The 15,077-nt window shown below is 67.3% G+C and carries 19 protein-coding genes; 12 read left to right on the forward strand and 7 right to left on the reverse strand.

Going from position 1 to position 15,077, the window contains the following annotated elements; genetic code table 11:
- The 4 genes from pstC to MJ777_RS05430 all read left to right on the forward strand — a co-directional run.
- On the forward strand, window positions 1-691 hold a 691-nt coding region (pstC, locus tag MJ777_RS05415; RefSeq protein WP_239373713.1), incomplete at its 5' end, for a phosphate ABC transporter permease subunit PstC.
- A complete protein-coding gene (gene pstA, locus MJ777_RS05420) occupies window positions 691-1,749 on the forward strand; it encodes a phosphate ABC transporter permease PstA (RefSeq protein WP_239308253.1) in 1,059 nt (352 codons plus the stop codon). The genes pstC and pstA, both read left to right, overlap by 1 nt.
- Before the next feature lie 104 nt (window positions 1,750-1,853).
- A complete protein-coding gene (gene pstB / locus MJ777_RS05425) occupies window positions 1,854-2,630 on the forward strand; it encodes a phosphate ABC transporter ATP-binding protein PstB (RefSeq protein ID WP_239308252.1) in 777 nt (258 codons plus the stop codon).
- Window positions 2,631-2,690: 60 nt separating this feature from the next.
- Window positions 2,691-3,458 carry a response regulator transcription factor gene (locus tag MJ777_RS05430; RefSeq protein ID WP_370652651.1) on the forward strand — a complete coding sequence of 256 codons (768 nt, stop codon included), beginning with the start codon at window positions 2,691-2,693 and terminating at the stop codon, window positions 3,456-3,458.
- Between the two features lie 97 nt (window positions 3,459-3,555).
- On the opposite strand, the gene mshD is transcribed toward MJ777_RS05430, so the two are convergent.
- Both mshD and MJ777_RS05440 read right to left on the reverse strand, forming a co-directional pair.
- The gene (gene mshD / locus MJ777_RS05435) at window positions 3,556-4,563 is read right to left on the reverse strand and encodes a mycothiol synthase (RefSeq protein ID WP_239373716.1); all 1,008 of its coding nucleotides are present in this window, start codon (window positions 4,561-4,563) and stop codon (window positions 3,556-3,558) included.
- A gap of 76 nt (window positions 4,564-4,639) precedes the next feature.
- Window positions 4,640-5,392: a response regulator transcription factor gene (locus tag MJ777_RS05440; RefSeq protein ID WP_239308250.1), complete on the reverse strand. Its 753-nt coding sequence runs from the start codon at window positions 5,390-5,392 to the stop codon at window positions 4,640-4,642.
- 130 nt (window positions 5,393-5,522) lie between these two features.
- On the opposite strand from MJ777_RS05440, the gene MJ777_RS05445 reads away from it, so the two are divergent.
- The 6 genes from MJ777_RS05445 to MJ777_RS05470 all read left to right on the forward strand — a co-directional run bounded on the left by MJ777_RS05445 (window position 5,523) and on the right by MJ777_RS05470 (window position 9,659).
- The gene (locus tag MJ777_RS05445; protein WP_239348066.1) at window positions 5,523-6,446 is read left to right on the forward strand and encodes an alpha/beta hydrolase; all 924 of its coding nucleotides are present in this window, start codon (window positions 5,523-5,525) and stop codon (window positions 6,444-6,446) included.
- The gene (locus MJ777_RS05450) at window positions 6,434-6,688 is read left to right on the forward strand and encodes a MoaD/ThiS family protein (protein WP_239308248.1); all 255 of its coding nucleotides are present in this window, start codon (window positions 6,434-6,436) and stop codon (window positions 6,686-6,688) included. Before MJ777_RS05445 ends, MJ777_RS05450 begins: the two co-directional genes overlap by 13 nt.
- Window positions 6,689-6,859: 171 nt before the next feature.
- A complete protein-coding gene (locus tag MJ777_RS05455; RefSeq protein ID WP_239308247.1) occupies window positions 6,860-7,774 on the forward strand; it encodes a hypothetical protein in 915 nt (304 codons plus the stop codon).
- A 596-nt stretch (window positions 7,775-8,370) separates the two neighbouring features.
- Window positions 8,371-8,526 carry a DUF4395 family protein gene (locus MJ777_RS05460; protein WP_239308271.1) on the forward strand — a complete coding sequence of 52 codons (156 nt, stop codon included), beginning with the start codon at window positions 8,371-8,373 and terminating at the stop codon, window positions 8,524-8,526.
- Window positions 8,523-9,356: a sulfurtransferase gene (locus tag MJ777_RS05465; protein ID WP_239308246.1), complete on the forward strand. Its 834-nt coding sequence runs from the start codon at window positions 8,523-8,525 to the stop codon at window positions 9,354-9,356. The genes MJ777_RS05460 and MJ777_RS05465 overlap by 4 nt, the downstream gene beginning before the upstream one ends.
- Before the next feature lie 3 nt (window positions 9,357-9,359).
- Complete coding sequence (locus MJ777_RS05470; protein ID WP_239308245.1) at window positions 9,360-9,659, forward strand: DUF1416 domain-containing protein; 300 nt, start codon at window positions 9,360-9,362, stop codon at window positions 9,657-9,659.
- A 62-nt stretch (window positions 9,660-9,721) separates the two neighbouring features.
- On the opposite strand, the gene MJ777_RS05475 is transcribed toward MJ777_RS05470, so the two are convergent.
- Both MJ777_RS05475 and MJ777_RS05480 read right to left on the reverse strand, forming a co-directional pair.
- The gene (locus tag MJ777_RS05475) at window positions 9,722-9,946 is read right to left on the reverse strand and encodes a hypothetical protein (RefSeq protein ID WP_370652653.1); all 225 of its coding nucleotides are present in this window, start codon (window positions 9,944-9,946) and stop codon (window positions 9,722-9,724) included.
- A 111-nt stretch (window positions 9,947-10,057) separates the two neighbouring features.
- Entirely contained in the window at window positions 10,058-10,417 is a 360-nt protein-coding gene (locus MJ777_RS05480; RefSeq protein WP_239308243.1) for a DsrE family protein, read from the reverse strand.
- Window positions 10,418-10,872: 455 nt separating this feature from the next.
- Between MJ777_RS05480 and MJ777_RS05485 the strand changes: the two genes are divergently transcribed.
- Window positions 10,873-11,412, forward strand: a complete 540-nt coding sequence (locus tag MJ777_RS05485) for an FABP family protein (RefSeq protein WP_239348063.1) — start codon at window positions 10,873-10,875, stop codon at window positions 11,410-11,412.
- A 2-nt stretch (window positions 11,413-11,414) separates the two neighbouring features.
- Here MJ777_RS05485 and MJ777_RS05490 read toward each other — a convergent pair whose 3' ends face one another.
- Together MJ777_RS05490 and mshA are read right to left on the reverse strand one after the other, a co-directional pair.
- A complete protein-coding gene (locus MJ777_RS05490) occupies window positions 11,415-11,909 on the reverse strand; it encodes a YbjN domain-containing protein (RefSeq protein WP_239308241.1) in 495 nt (164 codons plus the stop codon).
- 49 nt (window positions 11,910-11,958) lie between these two features.
- Entirely contained in the window at window positions 11,959-13,197 is a 1,239-nt protein-coding gene (mshA, locus tag MJ777_RS05495) for a D-inositol-3-phosphate glycosyltransferase (RefSeq protein ID WP_239373769.1), read from the reverse strand.
- A gap of 388 nt (window positions 13,198-13,585) precedes the next feature.
- Here mshA and MJ777_RS05500 point away from each other — a divergent pair, with 388 nt between their 5' ends.
- A complete protein-coding gene (locus tag MJ777_RS05500; RefSeq protein ID WP_239373719.1) occupies window positions 13,586-14,500 on the forward strand; it encodes a class I SAM-dependent methyltransferase in 915 nt (304 codons plus the stop codon).
- A 35-nt stretch (window positions 14,501-14,535) separates the two neighbouring features.
- On the opposite strand, the gene MJ777_RS05505 is transcribed toward MJ777_RS05500, so the two are convergent.
- The gene (locus MJ777_RS05505; protein ID WP_239373722.1) at window positions 14,536-15,054 is read right to left on the reverse strand and encodes an O-acetyl-ADP-ribose deacetylase; all 519 of its coding nucleotides are present in this window, start codon (window positions 15,052-15,054) and stop codon (window positions 14,536-14,538) included.
- Window positions 15,055-15,077: the final 23 nt, after the last annotated feature.

Here is a 15,077-nt window from a genome sequence, read left to right on the forward strand (position 1 = left end):
GATCATTGCTGTGCCGGTGGCAGTTGGAATCGCGCTGTTCATCACGGTGTACGCCCCGCGCCGTCTCGCTACCCCACTGGCGTTCATCGTCGATTTGCTCGCGGCGGTCCCCAGCGTTGTTTTCGGCCTCTGGGGCCTGATTGTTCTTGTCCCGAGAATGAACGGTCTGCAGCAGTGGCTGACCGACTACTTCGGCTGGATCCCCCTGTTCAGCACGGATGACGGTCTTGTCGGACGATCGATTTTCGTTGCCTCGATTGTCTTGGCCATCATGATTCTGCCAATTGTCGCAGCGATTTCCCGTGAGATTTTTCTCCAGGTGCCGAACCCGCACAAGGAGGCGGCGCTCGCCCTCGGCGCGACCCGCTGGGAAATGATCCGGACCGCGGTGCTCCCGTACGGCAAACCCGGAGTGATCAGCGCGTCCATGCTGGGACTCGGCCGGGCGATGGGGGAGACGATCGCGGTCGCACTGGTGCTGCCCGCGTCCTTTAACATTTCCTGGCATATCCTGTCGCCGGCCGGCAACACCATCGCGGCCAACGTGGCGAACGGCTTCAGCGAAGCCAATCCCATCGGCCGTGGGGCTCTCATCGCGTCCGGTCTCGTGCTGTTTATTGTCACCATGCTCGTCAACATAATGGCCCGGGCAGTCATCGCCCGTCGGCGTGAATTCTCGGGGGCCACCTGATGAGTACAACGACTATCGCCCCGGCGACCAGCCCCGGCGGCATGGACCTGACCGGCCAGAAGCTGTCGCTGACCACGCTCGCGGCCATTGGCGCCGGTGCGGTCGTGGCCACCGTGCTGCTATATGTCGTGGCGCCGATAGACAGCAAGATTCAGTTTGTGCTGATTGCCGGTGCGCTCTACCTGATCGGCCAGAGCGTGGCGTCGGGCATGGTTGAAGGTGCCCGGAAGGCCGTCGACCGGTTCGTCACCACGCTGGTCTATCTCGCTTTCCTGCTGGCGCTTATCCCGCTGGTCGCGGTGCTGGCAAGCGTGATCGCCAAGGGCGCGCAGCGGGTCAGCTACGACTTCCTGACCACCTCCATGCGAAATATCGGGGCGCGGGACGCCGGCGGCGGCATTTACCACGCTCTGGTCGGGACCCTGGAGCAGATCGCCCTGGCAAGTCTTTTCGCGGTTCCCTTCAGCATGCTGGTCGCGATCTATCTGGTCGAGTACGGCCGCGGGCGGATCAGCCGGACCATCAGTTTTTTCGTCGACGTACTGACCGGCCTGCCCTCGGTCATCGCGGGCCTGTTCATCCTGTCGTTCTACCTTCTCGCGCTCAACCAGAATCCGTCCGGCTTCGCCGGTGCGCTCGCCCTGACCATTTTGATGATTCCTATCGTCGTGCGGTCCACCGAGGAGATGCTCAAACTCGTCCCGAACGAGTTGCGTGAGGCCAGTTACGCGTTGGGTGTCGCCCGGTGGCGAACTATTCTCAAAATTGTCGTGCCGACCGCGCTGCCCGGCATTGTGACCGGTGTCATGCTCGCGGTGGCTCGGGTCGCCGGTGAAACCGCACCGCTGCTGCTGACTATTTTCGGGAACGACGCCATCAACTTCAACCCGTTCTCCGGGCCGCAGTCAGCGCTGCCGCTTTATATCTACTCACAGGCCGGGGCGCCGCAGCAGGTGGCTGTTGACCGGGCCTGGGCCGCCGCGTTGACACTTATTGTTCTAGTGATGTTGCTGAGCGCCATCGCCCGGGTTGCGGCTCGATTCGCCCGGGTCCGATGATGGTTATTGCGCTGTCCGCACCCACGCTTGTCGTTTTTCCCGTACCGTCCGTACCGTCCGCACCGGTCATCGTACGGCTGCGGCGCAACGAGCCGAGGTAACTCATGGCCACCCGCATCGATGTTTCCGGACTGACCGCCTATTATGGCAATTTCAAGGCCGTCGCCAACGTCCAGTTCAGCATAGAGCCGAAAAATGTCACCGCCTTCATCGGGCCATCCGGCTGCGGTAAGTCGACTGTGCTGCGGACGCTCAACCGCATGCATGAGGTACTGCCCGGCGCCCGGGTTGAGGGACAGGTCCGTATGGACGGGCAGGACCTCTACGGTGCCGGCGTCGACCCGGTGAACGTGCGCCGTAACGTCGGTATGGTCTTCCAGCGCCCGAATCCGTTCCCGACGATGTCCATCTACGAGAACGTCATCGCCGGCCTGAAGCTGAACGGCACCCGTAAGAAGGCGCTCCTCGATGAGCGGGTTGAGCAGTCGCTGCGCGGCGCGAACCTGTGGGAGGAAGTCAAGGACCGTCTCGGCCGGCCAGGCTCTGGCCTGTCCGGCGGACAGCAGCAGCGGCTGTGTATCGCGCGTGCAATTGCCGTGGAACCGCAGGTGCTGCTTATGGACGAGCCGTGTTCCGCGCTTGACCCGATCTCGACGCTCGCTATTGAGGATCTGATCGCCCAGCTCAAGGCGAGTTACACCATCGTTATTGTGACGCACAATATGCAGCAGGCTTCCCGGGTCAGTGACACGACGGCATTCTTTACGCTTGACAAGACCGGTGATCCGGGACGGCTGGTGGAGATGGACAGGACGGAGAAGATTTTCTCTAATCCAACACAGAAGCGCACCGAAGATTATATTACCGGGCGTTTCGGCTGAATCGGACAGCAGCTGGTCCCACGTTCAGCCGAATTCACCGCGACCACTCGGATGCGTCTCGTGCAGCCATTTGAAGACGAGTCCCCGGCTCCGGAACAACGTCGCTCCGGGGAGGAAGTCGCCTTGCCCAGCGGCCGGCGCCCGACGCTGCTGGTTGCCGACGCGGCCGCGGACAGCGAACTTCTGTCCGTTCTCGCGGACCACGGCGTTGAGGTCATGGTCGCGGTGGACGGTGCCCGTGCGCTGCTGGAAATCGGCCGTCTCGCACCGGCAGCGGTGATCATTTCCGCGCGGCTGCCGGTCATTGACGGTGTGACGGTGGTGCGGACCGTCCGTACCCGCGACGACATGCCGATTCTGCTCGGGGTCGGCCCGCAGGACCGGCGCCAGGCCGCGGCTGGGTTGGAGGCAGGCGCGAGCGCCTGCGTTGCCAAGCCGTACCGGATCAACGAAATACTGGCTCTGGTGCGATCCGTCCGGGGCTTCGGTGTGGACCGGACCGAACCCGGTGTGCTGCGGGTCGGTGGGGTCACCTTGAACATGGTCGCGTACGAGGTCCGGGTGGACGGAATACCGGTGCGGCTGCCCCCGCAGGAGTTCAGGTTGTTGCGCATCCTGCTTGAACAGGCTGGCTCCGTGGTTACTCGCCAGACCCTGCTCGAGCGTGTCTGGGGGACAACCAATCATGAGACGAACACGCTTGCGGTGCATGTGCGCCGCCTGCGCGGCCGTCTCGGGGACACCGGTGACGCCGAACAACCGCGCCTGATCGAGAGCATCCGTGGCGTCGGTTACCGTTTCCGTCTCGTTGACGGGCCGACGGCCTGACCTGCCGAGCCGGACGCACTGCGACCCCGGCAGCGGACCGAAGAGGAGGCGATGGCAGGCGCCCGCGGGTTTCCGCACGGCGCCGGGTGCCGGCACATCAGGTCAACGGACTGTTCACCGGTTCGCGCAGGTAGGAGATGTCCGCGCGATACCGGGTGAAGCCGAGGTCCTCGTACAGGCGTATCGCCCGTTGGTTGACGTCGTCAACGTAGAGCATCGACGTTGCCAATCCCCGATCACGCAGATGGTGCAGCCCGATGAGGGTCAACGCACGCCCGAGCCCGTGCCCGGCGAAGGCGGGTTCCAGACCGACGACATAGATCTCCCCCATGGCCGGCTCCGCGGTACGGCCGGCCGCGGCGGGATGGACCTTCGTCCAGTGGAAACCGGCGAGCCGGCCGGCGGACTCGGCGAGGAAGAAGCCCGCCGGATCGAACCACGGCTCGGCCTCTCGTAGGAGAAGGTCGGTCACCGTCCAACGGCCCTGCTCGGGATGGCCGGTGAAGGCGGCGCGATTGACGGCCAACCACGCCTCCTCGTCCTGTCCCGGGACGAAGAGGCGGATGGTGACCCCTGCCGGCAGCTCCACGCCGGGGAGGACGGACAGCGGCCGGCGCATCTGCCACAGCACTCGCTCGCGGCCGAAGCCGTACCTGTGTGCCAGCGCCACCGCTGCGGGCGGGTCGCCGCGTGCCCAGACGTTGAGCCGCGCGGCGGCCTGGTCGGCGGAGCCGGTCAGCGCGGCCAGCAGGCGTCCGCCGTGGCCGCGGCGCCGCTGCCCGGGGTGAACGACCAGTTCCGCCTGCCACGTGTTGTCGAGGTGGTCGGCCAGATAGGCGTATCCGGCGATCCGGCGCGGCCCTGGCAGGTCTGGCAGGTCTGGCAGGTCTGGCAGGTCTGGCACGTCTGGCACGTCTGATATGTCTGATACATCTGGCACAGTGCTGATCAGGTGTTGCCCATGTACGAGCGGATCGGGCGACATGCGCAACACGGCGTCATCGGACAGGGGAGCGATCCCGTCCGTCTCGGCGGCCGCCGCTGTCAGATCCCGTAGGGCATCGACATCGTGGCGGGTCAGTTGTCGGGTCCGATACAGCGCCATCAGGCGACATTAGGACGTTCGGGCGGCTGGGGGCCGCGCGGACATGTTCCGCCGCACAGCCCCCAGCGCCGACCGCTTAGAGCGAGACCCGCTGGGGGGCGCGGACTACTTCGCGGTCGTTACGGTTGTGTATGGCGTCGTCAGGGAGCGGGGCGATCGGGGGCGCGACGAACTTGTAACCAACGTGCCGCACTGTACCGATCATCGACTCGTGCTCCGGGCCGAGTTTGGCCCGCAGCCGGCGCACGTGGACGTCGACCGTCCGGGTACCTCCGTAGTAGTCATAACCCCACACCTCCTGCAGGAGCTGAGCACGGGTGAAGACTCGGCCCGGATGCTGCGCGAGGTACTTCAGCAGCTCGAATTCCTTGAAGGTGAGCTCGAGCGGACGGCCTCGCAGCTTGGCCGAGTAGGTGGTCTCGTCCACCGACAGGTCGCCGGACCGGATGACACCGGCTTCCGCGGTACCGCCGGCGGCCGCGATCCGACCGATCGCGAGCCTCAGCCGTGCCTCGACCTCAGCGGGTCCGGCGCTGTCGAGGACCACGTCATCGACGCCCCAGTCGGCTGACACCGCGGCCAGCCCACCCTCGGTGACGAGCGCGAGCAGCGGCGTGGTGAGTCCGGTCGTACGCAGCAGACGACACAGGCCGCGGGCGACAACGAGCTCCCGGCGCCCGTCCACCACAACGACGTCCACCGGGGGAGCGTCCAAGAGCGCGCTGGCCTCCAGCGGCGCGACGCGAACGGTGTGGGTCAGGAGCCCAAGCGAGGGAAAGGACTCCGCGGACGGTCCGGGGGCGTTGGTGAGCAACAGGACGACGCTCAAGTCGACTCCTCCAGGGTTCGGTTGCGATGTTGGGGCAGCGTCGACCCACGGATACCTTGCGACCGGCCCCCCGCGTTCCACGACCGTCATGGGCGCGAAACGAACACCGGCCTGTGGGGAGGATAGCGGAGTGTCCCACTCCACTCATACCGTCTTCGAGGTTCTCCCTACCTCGGACGGCGAGATCCTCGCCACGACCCATTACAGCCGTGTTGCTTCCGCCACCTGTCACAGTTTTGATCTTGGAGTTGTCGTCGCCCATGGTTTTTCTGGTTCGCGTGACAAGCCCCCGGTCAGGGCGGTCAGTGCCGGCATCCGTCCGTACGCTGGCGTGGTCGTGCCCGATCTGCGGGGCCACGGCCGGTCCTCAGGCGTGTGCACCTTTGGCGATCTTGAAGTGCTGGATGTGGATGCGGCGGTGGGGGCGGCTCGGCGGCTTGGTTACCGGAACGTCATCACCATGGGCTGGTCGATGGGCGCCGCCGCGGTACTCCGCCACGCGGCCTTCGCCCGGACCGGGGAGACCGTGCGTGGGTATGCGGTACGGAACCCGGTCGACGCGGTCGTCAGCGTGAGCGCGCCGAGCCGGTGGTATGTCCGGGACACCCCGTCGATGCGGCGTGTGAACTGGTTCGCGGAGACGGCCATCGGCCGCCGCGTTGCACGTCGTGCGCTCGGTGTACGGCTGATGCCCGAGATCTGGCCGATGATCCCGGCGTCCCCGCTCGACGTCGTCGGCCGGATCACGCCGACGCCGGTTTTGTTCGTTCACGGGGATCGGGACACCTACTTCGCCCTGGAACATCCTCACTCGCTGGCTGCCGCCGCGGGGGAGGGCAGCCAGCTCTGGATCATAACCGGGTTCGGGCATGCCGAATCGGGGCTGGTCCCGGGGCTGCTGGACCGGCTCGGCCGTCACCTGCCCGAACTGCTCGCGGGCCATGGCGAGCATGCGGGTGCTGACCGGCCGCTTCCCGCCCAGCCGGGCCCGGCCCGGCCGCTTCCGGCCCGAGGTGACACGCCGGAGCTGCCGGGGTCCCCGTGGCCTGCGTGACGATCCGGTACTGGGCCGCGGCCCGGGAGGCCGCCGGGGTAGCCGAGGAGCGGCAGCATGCCGATACCCTGGCCGACCTGCTGGCCACCGTGTCCGAGCGGCACCCGGGACGGTTGGCGGCGGTGCTGGCGTGTTGCGCGTTCCTGGTGGGGGATGTCCCGGTCGGTCCCCGCGAGCATGCTGACGTGCTGCTCGTGGACGGTTGCGTGGTGGAGGTGCTCCCGCCGTTCGCCGGTGGGTGAGGACCGTCGTGGCCGGCAGCCGCCGGCCTGTGGCCTGTGCCCTGTAGCCCGTGGTGTACTCGTCCGGTCGGCTTCAGCTGGTTCGTCGCTCTCGTCGTAGCCGGGGCATGGGAGCATGGTGGCGTGCGAGCCCGCGGAGCCGAAACAGCCGCTAGGACGGAGCCGGCCAGTATGTCGGCGTCCGTCCCGACACCGCGGCCAGGCCGGGCGAACGGATCGCGGCTGTCCCGCACTGCTGTCTCCGTTGTGGTAGCCGCGGCTGTCCCGGCGCTCGTCGCCGGCATCGGTGCCGGGCCGTCGTCGTTTGTCGCCGTTATCGCCGTCGAGCAGTTCCTTCTCGGTTGGGCGTGGGTACGGACGTTCGCGGGCTCCATGGGGACACTGGCGATCGCCGGATCGGCCGCGCTCGTCTCGGACGCCATCGCGCTGATCGTCGATTCTCACGAGATCGGCGATTATGCCGGGGTCGTCGGTGTGGCGGTGGCAGCGGTCATCCTCGTTCAGCTGGCGCGACGGCGGGCCAGCCCGCCCGCGGCGATACTGGACCAGACCGGTGCCGCGGCGGGCGCCGGCGTGGCTGACGGGCCGAGCGGCGATCATCCACCGGAACGGTCCGTGCGGGTCACGGTGGACATGGCCGCGGGTCTTAGCGGGGTGGTCGTCGTGACCATGCTCACCACCTACGCGGACACGGCTTCGCTAACGGCTCCGGCCAGCCGTGTGGCCGGAGCCGCGCTGGTGGCTGCCGCTCTCGCCAGCGGTGGCTCAGCCGTCCTGTGCGTGCGGACCTGCGCGGCCATTTCCACCGGCCGGCCGGTGCTCACCCGGCTCGCCGGTCTTGCGACGGGCGTCGTCGTGGGGGCTGTCTTCGGCGCGGTGTCCAGTGTGCTGACCGTTTTCGACGGTACCGTGATCGCGGCGGTGGCCGCGGCGGTGGCCGTCGTCATCGACGCGGTTGTCGCCCGTGGGGTCGCTGAGCTCCAGGCCGATGGCGCGGTTGGGCTCAGCTACCCCCTTGCCGCGGTCCTCCCGCTGGCGGTGGCGGCGCCCTTTGTATATGCCGTCGCTCACACACTTGTGAGATGACGAGTCCCTGTCGATGCCGCGTCGCGTCAGGCGGCCGTCTGCGCGGCGCTTGAACCCGTTATGAGCGATGGGCTGACTTCAGCGGGTGAGAATGTGGAGTCTGTCACGTGACTGGCCCCGTGTTCGTCCTATTTGATCATTTTGGCAGCTAGTGGGATCGGTAACACATCGGTCGTGTTCGCTGCTACGGTCGAGGGGTTATGTTCGCCACCGTGCTCGTCAGCCGCCGCACGATCGATTTGTGTCGTGTCGGTAGCACATCGTGTCGACTTTCCTGATTTGTGCGTTGATGTCGCTCGCCGCTAGCGGGCCCGCCCTTCAGGAGATGAGTTCGTGGCTGTTCCGCGAGGTCCTTGGTCCGCTGTAATCGTGCCCAGCCTTATCCTTGGCGTACTTGCTCTGACCGCTAGCGGCTGGTTACTCCTCGCGCCGGTGGTGGTTTTTTTCGCCACCGCCGTATCCGGTCCGCGGTGGGTGCCGTACGGACTGCTGTATGGCGTATCGCTGCCCTTGGCTGGGGGCCGCTGGTCGAGCTGGCGGATGAACGACCACCGTGGTCCGGGCTGGGGCAGGCGGTTGGCGCGCTGTTCGGCACGGTGGGCGCGATCGGATTTCTCATCGTTACTCATCCCGCTGGGTACATTGCCACCACGTTTGCATGTGTGGCGGCGTTGCTGAATGCTGTCATCGGCTTTTGTCTCGGTTGTCAGCTATATCTCGCCATACGTTCCGTGAAGGGAGTGCACACATGAGTCGTTCCAACGCGCTCGTCGACCCGGCCTGGGCCGAAGCGCACTTGACAGACCCCAAGGTTGTCCTGGTCGAAGTCGACGAGGATGTCTCCGCCTATGACAAAGGTCATATTCCGGGTGCGGTCCGTCTCGACTGGAAGTCGGAGCTTCAGGACCCGGTGATCCGTGACTTCGTCAACAAGGAGCAGTTCGAGAAGCTGCTGTCGGCCAAGGGCATCTCGAACGATGACACGGTCGTTCTCTACGGTGGCAACAACAACTGGTTCGCGGCTTATGCCTACTGGTATTTCACCCTTTACGGGCACGCTGATGTCAAGCTGCTCGACGGCGGCCGCAAGAAATGGGAGCTGGACAGCCGCCCGCTGACGGACGAAGTCCTGGAGCGGCCGGCCACGCAGTACACCGCCGGTGACGCCCGTACCGACATCCGTGCCTTCCGGGATGAGGTCATAGCCGCGATCGGCGAGAAGAGCCTCGTGGACGTGCGCTCGCCTGACGAGTTCACCGGGCGGCTGCTCGCTCCGGCGCACCTCCCGCAGGAGCAGTCGCAGCGCGCCGGGCACGTCCCGACCGCAAAGAACATCCCGTGGGCGAAGACGGCGAACGAGGACGGCACGTTCAGGTCGAATGACGAGCTGACCGCTCTGTACTCCGCGGCGGGGGTGGACCTGACGCAGGACATCATCGCCTACTGCCGTATCGGCGAGCGTTCGGCACACACCTGGTTCGCGTTGCACGAACTGCTCGACCTGCCGGCTGTGAAGAACTACGACGGCTCGTGGACCGAGTACGGTTCGCTGGTCGGCGTTCCGATCGAGAAGGACGTCTGACACGTGTGCGGCGCGACCAGCGGCGGACCTTCGGTGGAGGGAATTGACGTGGCCAAGGAAACGGTTATCCAGGGCGTCGTTCTCAGGGACGGCTCGCCTGTTTCAACGGGTTACGCGCGTCTGTTGGACGAGGGTGGAGACTTCACGGCCGAAGTGCCACTGTCCGCGACCGGCCAGTTTCGTTTCTTTGCCCGGCCGGGCTCGTGGACCGTCCGCGCGCTGGTTCCGGGCGCATCCGGTGAACGTAAGGTCGTCGCCCGCCAGGGCGAGCCAGTCGACACCGAGGTGGAAGTAGCCGTATAGGTTTTCCGCGGCCCCGGTGGCGCCAGTGGGAATATGATTGCGCCGCCGGGGTTTTCCGTCCCTCAGGAATCGCCCGGCCGGGGGCCAGGAATACTCTGGCCGACCAGCGCCGCTCGGGTCGGTACGGCAAACGCCATGGGGCCGACGGTAAAATCACCTAGGCCGTTGTCGGTCGCGAACAGCGCGGCGGAGCTCCGGTCCGGAAATGGTGCGACGACTCGTCGTACCGTCCGCCGCGCGGTACTGTCGAACTGGACGACTGCGTACAGGACATCGGGTTCGTGCATCATACGATCACAAAACCGTATCCGGTCGACGTCGTGAAGGAGTCACCTCGTGTGCTGGACGTGGTCTGCTTTTGCAGGAGCCGTTGCCCGGCGGGCACCAGACAGCTGACGTCAGTACACGAGCCCTTGAACGCCTTCGGCCAGCACCTCGGCGACGAAGAGCGCGGCACCCGCGATACGTACGCCCGGGAGCACGTCATCGGGACCTATGCCCCGCCGTGCCGCGCACTGAGCACAGACAGTGACCCGGCCTCCGGTCAGCACAGTATCCAGCAGGTCCACCAGCGGCGTGGACTCGGGCAGCACGAATTCGGCGGCGCGTCCTGGCAGCGCGAACCAAGCGGACTCGCCGGTAAGCCACAGGGAGACGTCCGCGCCACTGGCGAGCCCGACGGCGGCGACCGTGAAAGCCTGCGCGCATCGCTCCGGCGCGTCTGAACCGGCAGTTGCCTTGATGACCAGGGAACCCATGGCACCCAGTCTGCACGGGGTCTTCCCGACGCCTTAGAGCGACCGGCAATAGGGGTGTTGATCCACGTTACACGGCGACATCGGGCCGCGGTGGCTGTGCGCCGAGTGGTGCTCCGCCGAGTGGTGCGCTCAGCGCCTCGCCGGCCAGCTCGTGGCGAGGCTCCCGAACCGATCCTGACGCTGGCCTTCGGCCTGAGTACCACATCCCAGGCCGAAGGGCGTGCGATTTTTGCCGCGCGCCTGGCTGCCGGCACAGATAACGTCACAGAGCCGCAATCACAGCGCTGGGCTGGTGCTGCCAGGCTAGGGTGGGCAGGTGCTGGAAATCTTCTTCACCGCTCTGTTGATCACAGTGGCGGTACTTATCGGGTGGTTCTCCGTGTACGTCGTCTACAAGCTGTACTCAGGCCAGCGTTGAGCGTTTCCAGCCCGCGCCCGCGTGTGGTGGAGCCGACATGACGACACTGCCGGGGCCGGTGGTCGACCTTCATCCACGTTTGCGGCCGCTCGCCTTCCTGCTGGGTACTTGGCGCGGCGAGGGCGTCGGCGGTTACGAGGGGATGGACGGCTTCCGTTACGGCCAGGAGGTCGTCTTCTCCAGCACCGGCCAGCCGGCTCTGTCCTACGAGTCCCGGACGTGGTGGGCTGGTGCGCCTCGAGACGGTCGTGACGAGGGAAGCCCGCTGGCCACCGAGGTCGGGTTCTGGCGCGTGCAGCCGCCGGATGGCGACGGGCCGCCCACGGTCGAGGTCATGCTCGCCCACCCGTTCGGCGTCAGCGAGATTTACGTCGGAGATGTCGTCGGCACGCGGGTGGAGCTGCGATCCAACGTTGTGATCCGCACTGCCACGGCACGCGCTGTCAACCGCTGTGAGCGGTTGTACGGCCTTGTCGAAGGATGCGATCTTGCTTATGCCATCGACATGGAGGCCGAGGGCAAGCCGCTGCAGTCGCACCTCTCCGCGCGCCTCGCCCGGGTCCGGTCCGCTCCGTAGCGTCAGTTCCGCATCCGGGTGCTCGCCTCGGCGGCGCTGACCCGGGCCCGCCACGCCTTCTCCCGCTCAATGGCGCTGGCGAAGCCCAGCGCTACGGCCGGGTCGAAGTTCTCGTCCGAGTAGGTGCGGGTACAACCGAGCACCCGGTCGATCTCGTCGGCGGTGATCGCTGCCAGCGGGAGCCGACCGGTGAGATATACATCCCCGACCAGATCGATCGAGAAGTGCACGCCGTACGTCCTCGCGTTACGGCCGAGCAGGAACGCGTACGTGCCCGCCGGGTTCTCAGCGGGCTTGCGCATGAAGAACGCCTCGATGAGCAGCGTGTGGTCTCCCACGATCAACCAGGTCATCGTCCGGAGCTTGTGGTCGCCTTCCAGCGTGACGAGGAAGGATCCTTCGTCCACCCGTTCGTAGATCAGACCGATGTCCGCCAGGGTGCCGTCGATCACACGGTCGAGGCGTGCTCGCTCGGTGTCATTCACAGATAGTGACATGCTCCGGCTCCGATGCGATCGGATGAGGTGGGCGCGGGACATCAGTCTGTCAGGCGCTCGCCGGAACGGTTGCCGGCGCCGCTGCGTCACGGTAACCGGCCAGGACCCCGCGGGCGGTCGCTGACCAGCCGAATTCCGCCGCTTGTTTGACGGCGCCGGCAGCGAGCCGTTGTCGCCAGCGCGGCTGGCCGATCAGCCTGGCCAGCGCATCCGCGTAGGCCGCCGGATCGCGTCCCTCCACCAGGATTCCTGAAACGCCGTGACGGACAGCTGTGCGCAACCCACCCACGGCCGCCGCGACGACCGGCGTCCCACAGGCCTGGGCCTCCAGCGCGACAAGCCCGAAGCTCTCACTGTGGCTGGGGACGACGACCGCGCTCGCGGCTCGGTACCAGTCGGCCAGCTCCGGCTGGGGCACCGGTGGCTGGAATCGGACGACATCGCAGATGCCCAGTTCGGCCGCGAGCTTGACCAGGGCGTCCGGCCGGTCGAGGCCGGAGCCGCTCGGCCCGCCGATGACAGCGACAACCATGCGCTCCCGCAGCGCCGGTTCATGCGCCAGCAGGTAGGCGGTGGCGTGCAGCAGCATGTCAGGCGCCTTGAGCGGCTGGATGCGCCCCACGAACAACACGAGCACCACGTCCGGCGGGAGGCCGAGGCGGGTCCGCGCCGCCGCGGCCTCGCCGGGACGGAACACCTCTAGATCGACCCCGGGCGCCACGACGTCGACAAGGTCCGGATCCGCCGCATAGAGATCGATGAGATGCTGTCGCTCGTCAGCGGCGGACGCGATCATCCGGCTGGCGCCGGTGACGACCTCCTGCTCGCCGACGATACGGTGTGGCGGCTCTGGCCGGTCGCCCTCGGCAAGCGCATGATTTTTGACTTTTGCCAGGGTGTGGGCTGTGTGCACCAGCGGCACCGCCCATCGCCGGGCCAGGGCGAGCCCCACCTGGCCGGACAGCCAGTAGTGCGAATGGATGACATCGAACCAACCAGGCTCCCGCGCGGCCTCGGCCCGCAGCACATCCACGATGAACGCACACAACCAGGCGGGCAGGTCCTCTCGCCTGACGTCCCCGAACGGGCCCGCGTTGACGTGGCGCACTGTGACCCCGGGGGCGAGCGCGACCGTCGGTTCGGCCTTGCTGCTGGTGGCTCGGGTAAAGATCTCAACTTCGGTACCGAGCAGGGCGAGCTGCCGAGACAGCTCGACCACGTATACGTTCATCCCGCCCGCGTCCCCGGTCCCCGGTTGCTCCAGCGGCGACGTATGCATCGACAGCATGGCAACCCGGCGGGAGTGGCCGAACCGCACCCGACGCACCGATCACCTCCACATCGAGCCGGACACACCGATCGCCAGCTTCCCGAATGTCCGAACAACGGATCTGCCGCCCGCATGCCCGGACACCTCCGACGACATACCCGTGCGCTGGTAGGCGGGCGCGCCGGGGGCCGGCCCGGACGCCTCCCTACGGGTACGGCACCAGGCCGCACCGACCACCATGGTGGGGTCCGTCGTCCCGATGGGGCCCGCTACATTCTGCCATCGACACGGCTGATAGGTCGATATAAGTCGAAATGTGAGATTCATCTGACTCTCCTGGGATGTCCGCGGGCGGGGAATCCAGGGCTCGCCGCGGCGAGCGCCACGGCCCTGCGATGGTGAAGCGGTGCCCGGTACTTTTCCCGCCCGCCGTACGCCTCGGCTCGCCGCCGGTCGGGCCAGGGCGCTGGGGGTCGCGACCCGCGGGACAACCAATCCGAACCGCCTGCGCAGAGTCGATCGCTGGATCATCGGAACGCAGGCTGCCCGCCTGCGCGGCGCCGATACTCCGCTGGTCGTCGACCTCGGCTTCGGCTCGTCCCCGATCACCACGGTTGAGCTCTACGACCGGTTGGCGCGGGTGGTGCCCGACGTCGAGGTCGTCGGGCTGGAGATCGACCGGGCTCGGGTGGCGGCGGCTGCTCCGGCCGCACGCCCGCCACGGCTGGCCTTCGCCCACGGCGGCTTCGAGCTCGCGGGGCGGCGCCCCGTGCTGGTCCGCGCGATGAACGTGCTCCGCCAGTACGAGGCGATGGCGGTTGGCTCGGCCTGGCGGTCGATGCTCGACCAGATCGCCGCCGGCGGCCTGTTGGTCGAAGGCACCTGCGACGAGATCGGCAGGCGCGCATGCTGGTTCGCGGTCGACGGTCCCTCCGGTGCGCACCCCGGGGCGGGGGTACCGGGAGCCGGCCGGGAACTCCCGGCCGATCCCTGGCCGGGCACCACCACCCTCACCCTCGCGGCGCATCTGCCGAGCCTGAGCCGGCCGTCCGAGCTCGCGCAACGGCTGCCGAAGGCACTTATCGCCCGCAACGTTGCGGGTGAGGACATACATGCGTTGCTGTCCTCGTTCGATGACGCCTGGCTGCGGATGGCGCCGCGCGCGGCGTTCGGGCCCAGACAACGATGGATCGCGGCGGTCGAGGCCATCCGGACGGAGGGCTGGCCGGTGCGCGGTAACGCGCGGCGATGGCGGCTGGGCGAGGTCACCGTGGCCTGGCCGCCCGGATGCGCGGGTACGGGCGCCGCCGCGGGCCGCTGAGACGCGGGCCGCTGAGACGGGGCTGAGACGGCTCGTCAGCGCAGCGCGTCCAGAGCTGTCTGGAAGGCGGTGTGGCTGGCGTTGTCGAACAGTACGAAGCGGGCCTCCCGCACGCTGGTCGGCGTGATCAGGACGCTGCTCACGGCGATGCGGGCGGCGTCGTCAAGCGGCCAGCCGTACGCACCCGCGCTGACCGCGGGGAAGGCCACCGACGCCACGCCCAGCTCGTCCGCGACCCGTAGAGCCTGCTCGTAGCAGGATCGCAACAGGTGCGAACGGTCCTGGACGTCGGACCAGACGGGGCCGACGACGTGGATGACATACCGGGCGGGCAGCCGGCCCGCTGTTGTGGCGACCGCCCGGCCGGTCGGCAGACCGCCGCCCAGCGTGCCTGCCCGCAGCGCACGGCATGCGGCGAGGATGTCAGGCCCACCGCGGCGGTGGATCGCGCCGTCCACCCCGCCGCCACCGAGCAGTGACGAGTTCGCCGCGTTGACGACAGCGTCGACGTCCTGCTCGGTGATGTCTCCCCGTACCAGCGTCACTTCGACCATGAGCACCATTTTCGACGACCCGG

It is taken from the genome of Protofrankia sp. Cj5, assembly GCF_917627405.1.
In the GTDB taxonomy this organism is placed as follows: domain Bacteria; phylum Actinomycetota; class Actinomycetes; order Frankiales; family Frankiaceae; genus Protofrankia.